At 69.6% G+C, this 14108-nt stretch carries 14 protein-coding genes and 1 pseudogene; 11 read left to right on the plus strand and 4 right to left on the minus strand.

Annotated features, from left to right (window positions below; translation table 11 throughout):
• Window positions 1-67 precede the first annotated feature (67 nt).
• From G6N30_RS00975 to G6N30_RS00985, 3 genes are read left to right on the plus strand one after another with little or no spacing between them, the layout of a single operon-like run.
• Window positions 68-664, plus strand: coding sequence for an Rv1363c family protein (locus G6N30_RS00975; protein WP_134055529.1), 597 nt, complete (start codon window positions 68-70; stop codon window positions 662-664).
• A complete protein-coding gene (locus G6N30_RS00980) occupies window positions 661-1287 on the plus strand; it encodes a hypothetical protein (RefSeq protein ID WP_134055527.1) in 627 nt (208 codons plus the stop codon). Before G6N30_RS00975 ends, G6N30_RS00980 begins: the two co-directional genes overlap by 4 nt.
• Window positions 1287-2189 carry an alpha/beta fold hydrolase gene (locus tag G6N30_RS00985; RefSeq protein WP_134055525.1) on the plus strand — a complete coding sequence of 301 codons (903 nt, stop codon included), beginning with the start codon at window positions 1287-1289 and terminating at the stop codon, window positions 2187-2189. Before G6N30_RS00980 ends, G6N30_RS00985 begins: the two co-directional genes overlap by 1 nt.
• On the opposite strand, the gene G6N30_RS00990 is transcribed toward G6N30_RS00985, so the two are convergent.
• The gene (locus G6N30_RS00990; protein ID WP_134055523.1) at window positions 2186-2989 is read right to left on the minus strand and encodes an SDR family NAD(P)-dependent oxidoreductase; all 804 of its coding nucleotides are present in this window, start codon (window positions 2987-2989) and stop codon (window positions 2186-2188) included. The genes G6N30_RS00985 and G6N30_RS00990 overlap by 4 nt on opposite strands.
• Window positions 2990-3014: 25 nt before the next feature.
• Between G6N30_RS00990 and G6N30_RS00995 the strand changes: the two genes are divergently transcribed.
• The 3 genes from G6N30_RS00995 to G6N30_RS01005 all read left to right on the plus strand — a co-directional run bounded on the left by G6N30_RS00995 (window position 3015) and on the right by G6N30_RS01005 (window position 6687).
• On the plus strand, window positions 3015-4277 hold the full coding sequence (locus G6N30_RS00995; RefSeq protein ID WP_134055521.1) for a WS/DGAT domain-containing protein: 1263 nt from the start codon (window positions 3015-3017) through the stop codon (window positions 4275-4277).
• A 46-nt stretch (window positions 4278-4323) separates the two neighbouring features.
• A complete protein-coding gene (locus tag G6N30_RS01000) occupies window positions 4324-4845 on the plus strand; it encodes a DoxX family protein (protein WP_134055519.1) in 522 nt (173 codons plus the stop codon).
• A gap of 63 nt (window positions 4846-4908) precedes the next feature.
• Window positions 4909-6687, plus strand: a complete 1779-nt coding sequence (locus G6N30_RS01005) for a DUF3556 domain-containing protein (protein WP_134055517.1) — start codon at window positions 4909-4911, stop codon at window positions 6685-6687.
• A gap of 27 nt (window positions 6688-6714) precedes the next feature.
• On the opposite strand, the gene G6N30_RS01010 is transcribed toward G6N30_RS01005, so the two are convergent.
• Window positions 6715-7500, minus strand: coding sequence for a FadR/GntR family transcriptional regulator (locus tag G6N30_RS01010; protein WP_134055515.1), 786 nt, complete (start codon window positions 7498-7500; stop codon window positions 6715-6717).
• A gap of 177 nt (window positions 7501-7677) precedes the next feature.
• On the opposite strand from G6N30_RS01010, the gene G6N30_RS01015 reads away from it, so the two are divergent.
• Genes G6N30_RS01015 through G6N30_RS01025 form a run of 3 tightly spaced genes read left to right on the plus strand, consistent with a single transcriptional unit; the run spans window position 7678 to window position 10788 of the window.
• A complete protein-coding gene (locus G6N30_RS01015) occupies window positions 7678-8823 on the plus strand; it encodes a thiolase family protein (protein ID WP_134055514.1) in 1146 nt (381 codons plus the stop codon).
• A complete protein-coding gene (locus tag G6N30_RS01020) occupies window positions 8820-9626 on the plus strand; it encodes a crotonase/enoyl-CoA hydratase family protein (RefSeq protein ID WP_134055511.1) in 807 nt (268 codons plus the stop codon). Before G6N30_RS01015 ends, G6N30_RS01020 begins: the two co-directional genes overlap by 4 nt.
• 19 nt (window positions 9627-9645) lie before the next feature.
• On the plus strand, window positions 9646-10788 hold the full coding sequence (locus tag G6N30_RS01025; protein ID WP_134055509.1) for an acyl-CoA dehydrogenase family protein: 1143 nt from the start codon (window positions 9646-9648) through the stop codon (window positions 10786-10788).
• Window positions 10789-10879: 91 nt separating this feature from the next.
• Here G6N30_RS01025 and G6N30_RS01030 read toward each other — a convergent pair whose 3' ends face one another.
• Complete coding sequence (locus G6N30_RS01030; RefSeq protein ID WP_134055507.1) at window positions 10880-11635, minus strand: fasciclin domain-containing protein; 756 nt, start codon at window positions 11633-11635, stop codon at window positions 10880-10882.
• A gap of 209 nt (window positions 11636-11844) precedes the next feature.
• On the opposite strand from G6N30_RS01030, the gene G6N30_RS01035 reads away from it, so the two are divergent.
• Entirely contained in the window at window positions 11845-12357 is a 513-nt protein-coding gene (locus G6N30_RS01035) for a gamma carbonic anhydrase family protein (protein WP_134055505.1), read from the plus strand.
• On the opposite strand, the pseudogene G6N30_RS01040 reads toward G6N30_RS01035, so the two are convergent.
• Window positions 12354-13381, minus strand: a pseudogene (locus tag G6N30_RS01040) (aldo/keto reductase). The gene G6N30_RS01035 and the pseudogene G6N30_RS01040 overlap by 4 nt on opposite strands.
• An 81-nt stretch (window positions 13382-13462) precedes the next feature.
• Here G6N30_RS01040 and G6N30_RS01045 point away from each other — a divergent pair.
• Entirely contained in the window at window positions 13463-14104 is a 642-nt protein-coding gene (locus G6N30_RS01045) for a TetR/AcrR family transcriptional regulator (protein WP_134057430.1), read from the plus strand.
• The last annotated feature ends 4 nt before the right edge of the window (window positions 14105-14108 follow it).

Raw genomic sequence — 14108 nt, forward strand, 5'->3', positions numbered from 1 at the left:
GGCCCGCCACGTAACGTTTGGCGGGAGGCCGGGATGAGGTGGTCCCGGCTGCCGCAGAGGAGCAGACATGGCAGACGATGCCCCCGCCCCCGACGGCGAACCGATCGCCACGGTCGTCGAGGACAGAGCGGACGGCGCTGTCGACGAACCCGTCGACGCCGGTGACGACACCCTCGACGGCCGCACGCCGGTGCGCAAGGCGCTCATCGCCGGGGTGGTGCTCGTCGCCGCCCTGGCGGGGTTCACCGGCTGGTTCGGCTATCAGGCCTATCAGTCCAGCCAGGAGCAGAAGCAGCGCGACCTGTTCCTCCAGGTCGGCCGGCAGGCCGCGCAGAACCTGACGACCATCGACTGGGAGCGCGCGGACGCCGACGTCCAGCGGGTGCTCGACGTGGCAACGGGCACCTTCTACGACGACTTCCAGAAGCGCGCCGAACCGTTCCTGCAGGTGGTCAAGGAGGCGAAGTCCAAGTCGGTCGGCACTCTCGGCGAAGCCGGCCTGGAATCGGTGACCGGGGACACCGCGGAGGTGCTGGTGGCGGTGACGGTCCAGTCGTCGAACGCGGGCGCTCCCGAACAGGCGCCGCGGGCCTGGCGGATGCGGCTCACCGTGCAGCGGGTCGACGACGGAGCGAAGGTGTCGCAGGTGGAGTTCGTGCAGTGACCGAGACCCCGAAGGACACCGAGGTGCCCTCGACTGCCGACGAAGCTCCCAGCACCGAAGACGCCACCCCCGAGGACTCCACCGCCGAGGACACCACCGCCGAGGACGCCGGCGCGCCCACACCGACCGCCCGCCGCCCGGTTCAGTGGTCGCGGGTCATCGCCTACGGGGTGGTGCCCGCGCTCGCGCTGGTGCTGGCCGTCGCGGGCGGATACCTGTTCTGGCGCGACCAGCAGGCCGATCGGGCCGCTGCGGCGCGCGAGGATTCCGTGGCCGCCGCCCGTAGCATCGCGATCGCGATGCTGACCTACGAGCCGATGACCGTCGAACAGCAACTCGGCGCCGCCAAGGAACAGCTCACCGGAGCCTTCCGCGACACCTACGGCTCGATGATCGACACGGTCGTCGTGCCGGGTGCGAAAGAACAGCAGATCTCGGCGGTCACCGACGTCCCGGCCGCCGCGTCGGTCAGCGCCGACGCCGACCACGCCGTCGTGCTGCTGTTCGTCAACCAGACCGTCACCGTCGGTGCGAACGCACCGAGCAACACGGCGTCGAGCGTCCGGGTCACCCTCGACAAGATCGGCGAGCAGTGGCTGATCTCCGACTTCACGCCGATCTGATGACGCCGCGCTGGTTGGACGTCGCGACCCCCGCCGGACAGCTGCGGGCGCTGGTCTGGGGTCCCGACGACGGTCCGATCGCCCTGTGCCTCCACGGTTTCCCCGATACCGCCTACGGCTGGCGCAAGGTCGCGCCCGCGCTGGCCGACGCGGGCTGGCGGGTGGTGGCGCCGTTCATGCGCGGATACGTGCCGTCCTCGGTCCCCTCGGACCACAGCTACCACGTCGGGGCGCTGATGGACGACGCCCTGCGCGTCCTCGCCGCGGCCGGACCGACGGGCCGCGACGTTGTCATCGGGCACGACTGGGGCGCCATCGCGGGCACCGGACTGGCCGCGATGCCCGGCAGCCCGTTCGAGCGGGCGGTTCTGATGTCGGTGCCGCCGGCCGCCGCGTTCCGGCCCCTTGGCCGGGTGCCGAACGGTCTGCGGCTGGCCGCGCAGCTGCCCCGGCAGATGCTGCGCAGCTGGTACATCTTCTATTTCCAGCTGCCCTGGCTGCCCGACCGGTCGGCGTCGTGGGTGGTGCCACGGCTGTGGAAGCAGTGGTCACCCGGCTACCACGCCGCCGACGACCTGCGACACGTCGACGCGGCCATCGGGGTGCGCCGGCGGTGGCGGGCCGCACTCGGCTACTACCGCGCGACCGTGCGAAACACCCGCCCGCCCGCGCAGTACGCCGAGCTGCACCGGCACTGGCTGTCGGCGCCCACGGTGCCCACCATGTACCTGCATGGCCGCGATGATGGCTGTGCGACAGCGGATTTCGCGCCGTGGGTGGAGCGTGTGCTGCCCGACGGCAGCGAGACGGCGCTCGTCGACCACGCCGGGCACTTCCTGCAGCTCGAACAGCCCGACGTGGTGGGCCGCCACATCGTCGGCTTCATCGGGGCGGCCCGCTAGGCGTTCTTCATCCCCGGGTGGACGCGGGCCAGCATCGGCAGCAGCACCCGCCGCGGGGTGAGGTGGTTGAGCGCCGCGGCCACCCGGTTGGCGGCACCGGGCACGATGACCGCCCGGCCGGCGGCAAGGCCGTCGATCGCCGTCCTGGCCACCGCATCCGGCTGTTCCCAGAGGAACTTCGGCAGCATCTTCTCCGCCTCGTCGTCGGGGATGCCCGCCTGTTCGCCGAAGCCGGTGCGCACCGGCCCCGGGCACAGGGTGGCCGCCGAGACGCCGGTGCCGCGCAGTTCTTCGCGCAGCGCGTGGGTGTAGGACAGCACGAAGGCCTTGGCCGCACCGTAGGTCGCCTGCCCGGGCACCGGTCCGAACGCGCCGACGGAGGCGACGTTGAGCACCGCGCCCCGACCGCGCGCCACCATGCCGGGGACGAACCGGCTGCACAGGTCGACCACCGCCGCGACGTCGAGTTCGACCAGCGTCAGCTCGGCGGCCGGGTCCGACGCCGCGACGGGGCCCAGGTTCGACATCCCGGCGTTGTTCACCAATATGTCCACCTCGAGGCCGAGACCGGCGACCCGGCCGGGCAGCGCGGCGCGCTCCTCCGGGCGCGACAGGTCGGCCGGCAGCGCATGCGCGGTGGGACCGAGGTCGTCGGCCAGGGCGCGCAACTCGTCTGCGCGGCGGGCGAGGAGGATCAAACCGTAACCGCGCCTTGCCATTTCGCGGGCGATCTGTTCGCCGATACCTGAGGACGCGCCCGTGACGAGCGCCGCGCCGGTGCTGCTGCTGGCCGGAAGCATGCGGCGAAGCTTAACCTCGGACGCTATGACGGCGCGCCGGCTCGCGGCGGTCGACGCCCAGAATCTGTGGATGTCGGCCACGATGCCGAACGACCAGTTCCTGATCTACGGGTTCGCCGGGGCGCCCCGCGATCTTCCCGGTGCGGTCGCGGCGATTCTCGATCGTGCGCGCGCCTGCGGGGAACTGCGGCTGCGGGTGCACGACCGCGGTTTTCCGAGATACCCGGAGTGGGTGGACGGCGGTGTCGACGACCGACAGGTGCGCACCCATGCTGCCGACGACTGGGCGGGGTGTCTGGCCGCGGTGGCGGCGCTGACCGAGGACCAGCTCGACGCGCACATCTCGACGTGGCGGCTGCACGTGTTCAGTCCGGTCCGTGGCGTGCCGGGGGTCGCCGGTGACGGCAGCGTGGCGGTGGTCCAGATGTCGCACGCGCTGGCCGACGGCACGCGGTCCTCGGCGCTCGCGGCAAGGCTGTTCGGCCGCGACGCACCGGTCGAGACCGTGACGGTCGCGCCGTGTGAGTCCGCGACGCTGCCCGTGCGGGCCGTTCGTGCGGCGCGCGCCCACCGCCTCCTGATGCGCGACGTCGAGGGCGGGAACGTTGCCGCACAGGCGGATCCGCGCCCGGTGCTGCGGAGCAACGCCCGCCCGGACGGGGCGAGGGGCCTGCGCGTCCTGGTTCGCCGCCGCGCCGAGCTGCCCGAGTCCACCGTCACCGTTGCGGTGCTCGCCGCGGTCTCGCGCGCACTGGCCGACCAGCTGCGCGCACTCGGCGACGACCCGGCCACGCTCGGCGCCGAGGTGCCCATGGCGAGCGCAGGCCCCAGGCGGGCGCACAACCACTTCGGCAACGTCGGGGTCGGACTGCACCCGGATGCGCCCTACGACGAGCGGGCTGCGCTCATCGTCGAGGAACTCGCGCAGCGCAGGGCGCGGGCCCGGCATCCGGCCATGCTCGCCGCCGCCCTGGCGTCCGCGGCGGTGCCTGCGCCGCTGCTGCGCTGGGGCGTCTCCGCGTTCGACCCGACGGTCCGCTCGCCGACGGCGACGGGGAACACCGTGGTGTCGAGCGTCCACCGCGGCGCCGCCGACCTGCGATTCGGTGGTGCGCCGGTGGTGTTGACCACCGGCTGCCCGGCGCTGTCGCCGATGATGGGGCTCACGCACGGCGTGCACGGCATCGGCGACACCGTTGCGGTCAGCGTGCACGCCGCCGAATCGGCCGTCGGCGACATCGACGCGTACGCCGACCGGCTGTCGACGGCTCTGAACCGTCGCACCTAGCAGGTGGGGTGGTCGGCGCCCTTACAGATGGCCTAGATTCTGTTGCATGACTGCCTACGACGTCGGCGTTTTGATCCTGCGCGTGGTGCTCGGCCTGACGATGGCCGCACACGGCTACAACAAGTTCTTCGGCGGCGGCCGAATCCCCGGCACCGCCGGATGGTTCGACAGTATCGGCATGAAGCCGGGCATGTTCCACGCCCGGGTCGCCGCGACCACGGAGATGGCCGCCGGGATCGGCCTGGCCGTCGGCCTGCTCACCCCGGTGCCGGCAGCCGGGTTCGTGGCCCTCATGCTGGTCGCCGCGTGGACCGTGCACCGCGCCAACGGCTTCTTCATCGTCAAGGAGGGCTGGGAGTACAACCTCGTGCTCGCCGCCGCGGCCGTCGCGATCCCGGCCATCGGTCCGGGCAAGCTCAGCCTGGACTACGCCCTGTTCTATGACACCGGTGTGTGGGATCTGGTGCAGGGCTGGTGGGGTCTGGTGATCGCGCTGGCACTCGGCCTCGGCGGCGGCATCGGCCAGTTGGCGATCTTCTACCGGCCGCCGGCGAAGACCGGCGCCTGATTTCGGCGCAGAAGTCGCGCCAACCGGTTCCGCGCAACTAGAACACGTTCTAATCTTTGGGCTATGGGATTTCTCAAGCCCGACATGCCCGTCGTCGACTTCGCCGAGTGGAGCAAGGGCACGCGTTCGGAGAAGATCCGGCCGATGGCCCGCCACTGGGCCGAGGTCGGCTTCGGCACGCCCGTGGTCATGCACTTGTTCTACGTCGTGAAGATCTTGCTCTACATCCTCGGCGGCTATCTGTTCGCGCTGGCCACCGAAGGGGTCGACGGGTTCACCAATGTGGCGCAGTGGTGGACCGAACCGATCGTGTTCCAGAAGGTCGTGCTGTTCACGATGTTGTTCGAGGTCGTCGGCCTCGGCTGCGGGTTCGGTCCGCTCAACAACCGGTTCTTCCCGCCGATGGGCTCGATCCTGTACTGGTTGCGCCCCGGCACCATCCGGCTGCCCCCGTGGCCGGACCGGGTGCCGCTGACCAGAGGCGACGCCCGCACCCCGCTGGACGCCGCCCTGTACGGGGCGCTGCTCGTGGTGTTGTTGATCGCGTTGTTCTCCGACGGAACGGGCCCGGTTCCGGCGCTCGGCACCACGATCGGGGTGCTGCCGCTGTGGCAGATCTGGACCATCCTCGGACTGCTGGCGGTGCTGGGTCTGCGCGACAAGGTGATCTTCCTGGCCGCCCGCGGTGAGGTCTACGGCTCGTTCACCGTCGCGTTCCTCTTCGTCGGCTACGGCGTGGACATGCTCCTGGCGGCCAAGCTCGTCTGCGTGGCGATCTGGATGGGTGCCGCGACCTCCAAGCTCAACAAGCACTTCCCGTTCGTGATCTCGACGATGATGTCGAACAACCCGCTGATCAGGACGAAGTGGTTGAAGCGCAGGTTTTTCGAGAACTTCCCCGACGACCTGCGGCCGGGCCGGGTCTCGAGGATCATCGCCCACTTCAGCACCGCGATCGAGATGTTGGTGCCGCTGGTGCTGCTGTTCTCCCACGGCGGCTGGCCGACGGCGATCGCCGCGTTCGTGATGCTGGTCTTCCACTTCGGCATCCTGTCGGCGATCCCGATGGGAGTGCCGCTGGAGTGGAACGTCTTCATGATGTTCTGCGTGGTGACGTTGTTCGTCGGCCACGCCGACCTCGGGCTGAGCGAGATGAGCACGCCGCTGCCCGTGGTGTTGTTCGCCGTACTGGCCGTCACCGTGGCGCTCGGCAACCTGTTCCCCCGCAAGATCTCGTTCCTGCCCGGCATGCGGTACTACGCCGGCAACTGGGACACCTCGTGGTGGTGCATCAAACCGTCGGCGAACGAGAAGATCGAGCGCGGCCTCGTGGCCATCGCCAGCATGCCGGCCTCCCAACTCGAGAGGTTCTACGGCAGCCAGGAGCAGGCGATGATCTACCTGTACAAGGGGTATGCGTTCCGCGGCTTCAACTCTCACGGCAAGGCACTGCTGACGCTCGTGCACAACGCGCTCGCCGGGCGCAATGAGGACGAGTACGTGATCACCGAGGGTGAGCGGCTGTGCAGCACCGCCGTCGGCTGGAACTTCGGCGACGGCCACATGCACAACGAACAGTTGATCGCGGCGCTGCAGGAGCGCTGTCAGTTCGAGCCGGACGAGGTGCGCGTCATCCTCCTCGACGCCCAACCCATCCACCGGCAGCGGCAGGAGTACCGGTTGGTCGACGCCGCCACCGGGGAGTTCGAGCGCGGCTACGTCAACGTGTCGGACATGGTGACCGGTCAGCCGTGGACCGACGACATCCCGGTGCACGTGACCTGGCGCAGGGACAGTGACGATGCGCCGAGACTGCGGTCAGATCGCGAATCGGCGCAGTGACGTGATCTCACCGCAGTCTCGGGGGCGTCAGCCCATGACGTCGCGGACCTTGACCGTCTCCAGGCCCTGAAGCAGCAGTGCGCGTGCGGTGTCGAGGTGCTTGCGCCAGTGCGCCTCTGCCGCCGCGCCGTCCCCGGACCGCATCAACTGCAGCAGCCTGCGGTAGGACCGCATCAACTTCTCGTAGTCGGCCTTCGACGGCGGATTGCTCTCCTTCATCGCGAACGCCGTGTGGCGCACGGTGATCTCGTGGAGCATGCCCGCCATCATGGTCAGCGTGGCGTTGCCCGACAGTTCGACCATGCGGCGGTGGAAGTCGCCGGTGGTCTCGGCGAGCCGGCCGGACTGCCAGCTGTGCGCGACGTGCTCGTCGAGCGTCTGCTCGAGCTCGTCGAATGCCGCGGTGTCCCCGGACTCGGTGAGCAGCCGCACGGCCATCGGCTCGATGCCCGAGCGGGCGGTCATCACGTCGGCGATGGTGGCCCCGGACAGCTCCAGCAGCAGCCCCGCCGGGCGCGCGACGATCTCCGGGCCGGGCACCCGAACCCGGGCGCCGGTGCGCGAACCGCGACGCACCTCGACCAGGCGCTCGGACTCGAGCACCCGCACCGCCTCGCGCAGCGTCGGCCTGCTGACGCCGAAGTGGGCCATCAGCTCGGCCTCGTTGGGCAGGAAGTCGCCCTCTTTGAGCTGGCCGTCGACCACCATGCGGCGCAACGTGCCGGCGACCAGTTCCGCCGTTTTGGGGGAGCGCACCGCGGTCGTCGAAGGGCTCGCCCCGATCATGGGGGCCAGCGGTGTCGTTCTGGCCACCTGACCTCCCTGTCCGCCACGCCGGCCGGCGGCCAGCTGTACAACTCAGTAAACCATCTGAACGGGGAATTCCGGCCGCAGCCGGGCCCACCAACCAGTAGGTTGACCTAGTAAACCTTGTCCTCTACCGTCGTGTCCAAGCGTGTGAGCGGTATCCGACTTCGAAGGAGAAGTGTCATGGCTGAAGCCGTCATCGTCGAGGCCGTCCGGTCGCCGGTCGGCAAGCGCAACGGGGGACTGTCGAGCGTGCACCCGGCCGAATTGTCCGCCCAGGTGCTCAACGGGCTGGTGCAGCGGGCGGGTGTCGACCCGGCGCTCGTCGACGACGTCATCTGGGGTTGCGTGATGCAGGCCGGCGAGCAGGCGCTCGACATCGGCCGCACCGCGCTGCTGACCGCCGGCTGGCCGGAGAGCGTGCCCGGTGTGACCGTCGACCGCCAGTGCGGTTCGAGCCAGCAGTCCGTGCACTTCGCCGCCGCCGGTGTGGTGGCCGGCCACTACGACGTCGTCGTCGCGGGCGGTGTCGAGTCGATGTCGCGGACGCCGATGGGCGCCTCGCTGGCCAACGGAGGCAACCCCTACCCGCAGGGCTTCAAGGACCGCTACCACCAGACCCCCAACCAGGGCGTCGGCGCGGAGATGATCGCCGAGAAGTGGGGCTTCAGTCGCACCGACCTCGACCAGTTCTCGCTGGACTCGCACGAGAAGGCAGCCGCCGCACAGGATTCGGGCGCCTTCGACGATCAGATCGTCGCGATCAAGGATGCCGAGGGCAACACCGTTCTCAAGGACGAGGGCATCCGCCGCGGCACCACGCTGGAGAAGATGGGCCAGCTCAAGCCCGCGTTCAAGGAGGACGGCGTCATCCACGCCGGCAACTCCTCGCAGATCTCCGACGGTTCGGCGGCGCTGCTGTTCATGTCCGCGGAGAAGGCCAAGGAACTCGGCCTCAAGCCGCTGGCCAAGGTGCACACCGCGGTGCTCGCCGGTGCCGATCCGGTCATCATGCTGACCGCGCCGATCCCGGCCACCCAGAAGGCGCTCAAGCGTTCCGGCCTGACCATCGACCAGATCGGTGCGTTCGAGGTGAACGAGGCCTTCGCACCGGTTCCGATGGCCTGGCTCAAGGACATCGGCGCCGACGAGAAGAAGCTCAACCCCAACGGTGGGGCCATCGCACTCGGCCACCCGCTCGGCGGCTCCGGCGCGCGGATCATGACCACGCTGCTCTACCACATGCGGGACAACGGCATCCAGTACGGCCTGCAGACCATGTGTGAAGGCGGCGGTCAGGCCAACGCCACCATCCTCGAGCTGCTGTGACCGAAACGACCGAGAAGTCAGCGGCGCCCGCCGCACTGACCGAGCGGCGGGGCAACGTCCTGATCATCACGCTCAACCGGCCCGAGGCGCGCAACGCCGTCAACGGTGCGGTCAGCACCGCGGTCGGGGACGCGCTGGAGGAGGCGCAGCATGATCCCGAGGTGCGGGCGGTCGTGCTGACCGGCAACGGGCCGTCGTTCTGTGCCGGAGCCGATCTCAAGGCGATCTACCGGCGCGAGAATCTCTATCACCCCGAGCACCCGGAGTGGGGCTTCGCCGGCTACGTCCACCACTTCATCGACAAGCCGACGATCGCCGCGGTCAACGGCACCGCGCTGGGCGGTGGCTCCGAACTGGCACTGGCCAGCGATCTGGTGGTGGCCGAGGAACGCGCGAGATTCGGTCTGCCGGAAGTCAAGCGGGGCCTGATCGCCGCAGCGGGCGGGGTGTTCCGGATCGTCGACCACCTGCCGCGCAAGGTCGCGATGGAGATGATCTTCACCGGTGAGCCGATGACGTCGGCCGACGCGCTGAAGTGGGGGCTGATCAACGAGGTCGTGCCCGACGGGACCGCACTCGACGCGGCGATCGCACTGGCCGAACGGATCACGGTCAACGCGCCGCTCGCGGTGTGGGCCAGCAAGCGAGTGGCCTACGGCGCCGATGACGGCGTGATCGCCGACGAGGAACCGTCATGGGACCGCACCGTGCGCGAGATGCGCACGGTGCTCAAGTCAGAGGACGCCAAAGAGGGCCCGCTGGCCTTCGCCGAGAAGCGTCAGCCGGTCTGGAAAGCCAAGTAAGAGAGGCACTTACAGCAACATGAAGCGAACAATCTACGACGCCGAGCACGAGGCGTTCCGCGACACCGTCAAGGAGTACATCGAGCGCGAGCTCGTCCCCAACCACGAGAAGTGGGAGGCCGAGCGCATCGTCGACCGCTCGGCGTACACCGCGGCAGGCAAGTACGGGCTCATCGGGTTCAACATGCCCGAGGAGTACGGCGGCGGCGGCTCGGACGACTTCCGGTTCAACGCGATCATCGACGAGGAGATCGCCAAGGCCGGTGTGCACGGACCCGCACTGAGCCTGCACAACGACGTCGTCGGGCCCTACTTCAAGGACCTGACCAACGACGAGCAGAAGCAGCGCTGGCTGCCCGGCATCGCCAGCGGCGAGACGATCATCGCGGTGGCGATGACCGAACCCGGGGCGGGCAGCGACCTCGCCGGCATCCGGACCTCCGCGGTCCGTGACGGCGACGACTGGATCGTCAACGGCTCGAAGACGTTCATCTCCTCGGGCATCAACGCCGACCTGGTGGTCGTCGTGGCCCGCACCGACCCCGAGGCCGGGCACAAGGGCTTCACGCTGCTGGTCGTCGAGCGCGACATGGAGGGCTTCAGCCGCGGCCGCAAGCTCGACAAGATGGGCCTGCACAGCCAGGACACCTCGGAGCTGCACTTCGAGAACGTCCGCGTGCCCAACGCCAACGTGCTCGGCAAGGAAGGTCGCGGCTTCTATCACCTGATGACCAACCTGCCGTCGGAGCGGCTGTCGATCGCCATCTCGGCGATCGCCGGGGCCCGGGCGGTGTTCCAGGAGACGCTGCAGTACTGCAAGGACCGCAAGGCGTTCGGCCAGCCGATCGGCAGCTTCCAGCACAACCGCTTCCTGCTCGCCGAGATGGAGACCGAACTCGACGTCACCGAGCAGTACATCGACCGCTGCCTGCAGGGCGTGGTCGACGGTGAACTGACCGCCGTGGAGGCCGCCAAGGCCAAGTGGTGGGCCACCGAGGTCGCCAAGAAGATCGTCGACCAGTGCGTGCAGCTGCACGGCGGGTACGGCTACATGCTCGAATACCGCGTCGCGCGCGCCTACGTCGACGGCCGCATCCAGACGATCTTCGGTGGCACCACCGAGATCATGAAGGAGATCATCGGCCGCGACCTCGGCGTCTAGTCCGCCCCGCGGTCTGACTGCCGACAGACACAGAATCGCCCCTTTTCCATCGAAAAGGGGCGATTCTGTGTCTGCTCGCGCAGAAAAAGCGTCAGCCGATCGGGGCGTCCGCAGCCGGGATGTCGGCCGCGGCGGCGGCCGGGGCCTCCTCGGCGGGCAGCGGAGCGGGCTCCGTCGTCGGGGTCGTGGGCGTCGTCGAGGTCGTCGACGTCGTCGAGGTGCCCGACGGGGTGATCGCATCCGGCGCGGCGGCCGGGTCGAGCACGGTGTCGATCAGGTAGATGCGGGCGTTCGCGGCCGGGATGCCACCGCAGATCACCTTGGCCGTGTCGTTGACCTTGATGTCGCCGTTGGTGCCCTCGACCTTGATCTCAGCGCCCTGCTGGGTGGCGCGCTGACCCTTCACGTCGCCGGGGCCGAGCAGACCGAGGAACACGTGGTAGTAGTCCAGGTCGGTCAGCGCGGCCGGATCGGCCTTCAGCGCGTCGAGCTGGCCGGCCGGCAGCTTCGCGAACGCCTCGTTGGTCGGGGCGAACACCACGTAGGGACCGTTGTCGAGCACCGAGGCGACGTTCACCGCGGGGTTGAGCCCACCGGAGATCGCGGAGCTGAAGGTGCTGATGTCCGGGATCTGGGCAAGCACCTGGCTGACCGGCTGGTTGATGAAGGTCTTCCAGGTCGGCACGGCGGCGCGGAAGGGATCGCAGTCGCCCTCGAGGTTGGGCAGCGGGGTCTCCACCGTCGACGGCTCCGCCGGTTCGGCGTATGCGGTCACCGACAGGGGGAGCGACACGGCGATGGCGGCGACGCCCAGGACGGCGCCCAGTGTGCTCTTACGGGTCTTCACGAACGGCTCCTCAGCTCGTCAGGACGCCTGCCGATGGGCGGCGTCGGGCCGGCTACCTATGCGGCGCCGCCTCGGATCGTAAGGGCACGAATTGGTAACGGCCAAGTCGAGGACGCCGCGCGGGGGCCACGGATCGGCTGTGACCTGCGGCGTTGCGGTTTGTCGCGTTGGTTGTCTCACACCCGGCCCGGCCACCTACGATGACGGCCATGCCGGAACCGCTGATCGTCGCCGTGGGCGACCACGCCCCTGAACTGGACGACACCGCATGGGTGGCGCCGAACGCCGCGGTGATCGGCTGGGTGAAACTCTCGCCGAAGTCCAGCGTCTGGTACGGCGCCACCCTGCGGGCCGAGGTCGAACCCATCGAGGTCGGCGAGGGCAGCAACATCCAGGACGGCGTGACCGTCCACGTCGACCCCGGATTCCCCGCCAGCATCGGCGCGAACGTCAGCGTCGGGCACAACGCGGTGCTGCACGGGTGCACCATCGAGGACGGCTGCCTGATCGGCATGGGCGCGGTCGTCCTCAACGGTGCGCGGATCGGCCGCGGGTCGCTGGTCGCGGCCGGCGCGGTGGTCGCCCAAGGCGTGCAGGTGCCGCCCGGCTCACTCGTCGCGGGGGTGCCCGGAAAGGTCCGCCGTGAACTGAGCGACGAGGAGGTCGACGGCAACCGCACGAACGCCGTCCTCTACCAGCACCTGGTCGACGCCCACCGCTAACCCGCCACGGGCGGATCGAGCAGCGCGAAGCCTTCCTGGCGGCGATACGGGAAGTACGGGTACGGCGCCTCCCGTGCGCTGACCGCGTCGAGCCGGGCGGTCTGCTCGTCGTCGAGCCGCCAGCCGACGGCGCCGAGGTTCTCGCGGAGTTGTTCCTCGTTGCGGGCGCCGATGATCACCGACGCGACGGTCGGGCGCCGCAGGAGCCAGTTGAGCGCGATCTGCGCGACGGTGCGGCCGGTCTCCGCGGCGATGTCGTCCAGGGTGTCGACGATCGCGTAGAGCCGATCCTCGTCGACGGGCGGACCGGCGTCGGCCGTCGCGTGCAGGCGGCTGCGCTCCGGAAGCGGTTGGCCGCGCCGCAGCCGCCCCGTGAGCCGTCCCCAGCCCAGCGGGCTCCACACCAGTGCACCGACGCCCTCGGCGAGGCCGAGCGGCATCAGTTCCCATTCGTAGTCCCGGCCGACGAGCGAGTAGTACACCTGGTGCGCGATGAGGCGCGTGCGGTGGGCGCGGTCGGCGACCGCCAGCGATTTCATCAGCTGCCACCCCGAGAAGTTCGACACGCCCGTGTAGCGGACCTTGCCCTGAGCGACCAGCGTGTCGAGGGTCTGCACCACTTCCTCGATCGGTGTGGCCGCGTCGAATCCGTGGAGTTGGAACAGATCGATGCGGTCGGTGCGCAGACGGCGCAGCGCGTCGTCAACCGCACGCAGCAACCGGGTTCGCGACGTACCCCAGCCCGTGGAGGTTGGCAGTGCGGCCTTGGTGGAGATGAGCACCTGGTCGCGCCGGCCGCGCAGGGCTTCGCCGAGCACCTCCTCCGAGGCGCCGTCGGAGTACACGTCCGCGGTGTCGAACAGCGTGACGCCGGCCTCCAGGCACATGTCGACGAGGCGGCGGGCGCCGTCGACACCGGTGTTTCCCCAGGCGCCGAAGAAGTCCCCGACACCGCCGAATGTTGCGCGCCGAAACTGATCTCGGAGACCGTGAGGCCCGATTCGCCAACCCGTCGATATTCCATGATTCTCCTTAATGGAACTGCTGTCTCGATAACGCTAACCGACGTTGATGGGAATTCATTCCCGTTAGTCTGGTGGGCGTGATGCAGCAGCGGGCGCGGCGGCCGGGTGGACGCACCGCGGCCGTGCGCACCGCCGTGCTGCGCGCCGCCGAGGACCTCCTCGTCGAGGGCGGGCTGCACGCACTGGAGTTGACGGCGGTGGCCGAGAAGGCCGGCGTCGGGAAGTCGACGGTGTACCGGCGGTGGTCGACCGTGCCGGTACTGGTCGCCGACGTGCTGCACGAGATGGCCGAACAGTCCGTGTCGCGGGCGCGGACCGGCACGTTGGACGGCGATCTGCGGGCGAACGCCCGCCTCGTGCGGCGCACGCTGATCGATCCCCGCCAGGGCAGGCTCTTCGGCGCCGTCATCGCCGCGGCGACTTACGACCCGCGGACGGCCGAGGCGCTCGAGCAGTTCTACGAACGCCGCGTCGCGGAGTGGTCGGGATGCGTCACCGATGCGGTGGCCCGCGGTGAGGCGCCGGCGCGCACCGACGGCGCTGCGGTCATCCGGCATCTGTCCGCGCCGCTGTACCACCAGTTCCTCACGACGACGACGCCGTTGAGCACGCGCGACGCCGACCGGACGGTGGCGGCCACCCTGGCCGCCGTCGCCGCCGGGGTGTTCGTCGTCAGCAAACGGAGAACGGGTGGTTCCCGTTCGTCCGACCTGGGTACCTAGGGAC

The sequence above is a fragment of the Mycolicibacterium litorale genome (genome assembly GCF_010731695.1).
Taxonomy (GTDB): Bacteria; Actinomycetota; Actinomycetes; order Mycobacteriales; family Mycobacteriaceae; genus Mycobacterium; species Mycobacterium litorale.

Bases quoted from the DNA above. Each gene is read 5' to 3' on its own strand.
- G6N30_RS01025 (WP_134055509.1), top strand. From the start codon at position 9,646: ATGAAGCGAACAATCTACGACGCCGAGCACGAGGCGTTCCGCGACACC.
- G6N30_RS01015 (WP_134055514.1), top strand. From the start codon at position 7,678: ATGGCTGAAGCCGTCATCGTCGAGGCCGTCCGGTCGCCGGTCGGCAAG.
- G6N30_RS00985 (WP_134055525.1), top strand. From the start codon at position 1,287: ATGACGCCGCGCTGGTTGGACGTCGCGACCCCCGCCGGACAGCTGCGG.
- G6N30_RS01035 (WP_134055505.1), top strand. From the start codon at position 11,845: ATGCCGGAACCGCTGATCGTCGCCGTGGGCGACCACGCCCCTGAACTG.
- G6N30_RS01045 (WP_134057430.1), top strand. From the start codon at position 13,463: ATGCAGCAGCGGGCGCGGCGGCCGGGTGGACGCACCGCGGCCGTGCGC.
- G6N30_RS00995 (WP_134055521.1), top strand. From the start codon at position 3,015: ATGACGGCGCGCCGGCTCGCGGCGGTCGACGCCCAGAATCTGTGGATG.
- G6N30_RS00975 (WP_134055529.1), top strand. From the start codon at position 68: ATGGCAGACGATGCCCCCGCCCCCGACGGCGAACCGATCGCCACGGTC.
- G6N30_RS00990 (WP_134055523.1), bottom strand. From the start codon at position 2,989: ATGCTTCCGGCCAGCAGCAGCACCGGCGCGGCGCTCGTCACGGGCGCG.
- G6N30_RS01005 (WP_134055517.1), top strand. From the start codon at position 4,909: ATGGGATTTCTCAAGCCCGACATGCCCGTCGTCGACTTCGCCGAGTGG.
- G6N30_RS01000 (WP_134055519.1), top strand. From the start codon at position 4,324: ATGACTGCCTACGACGTCGGCGTTTTGATCCTGCGCGTGGTGCTCGGC.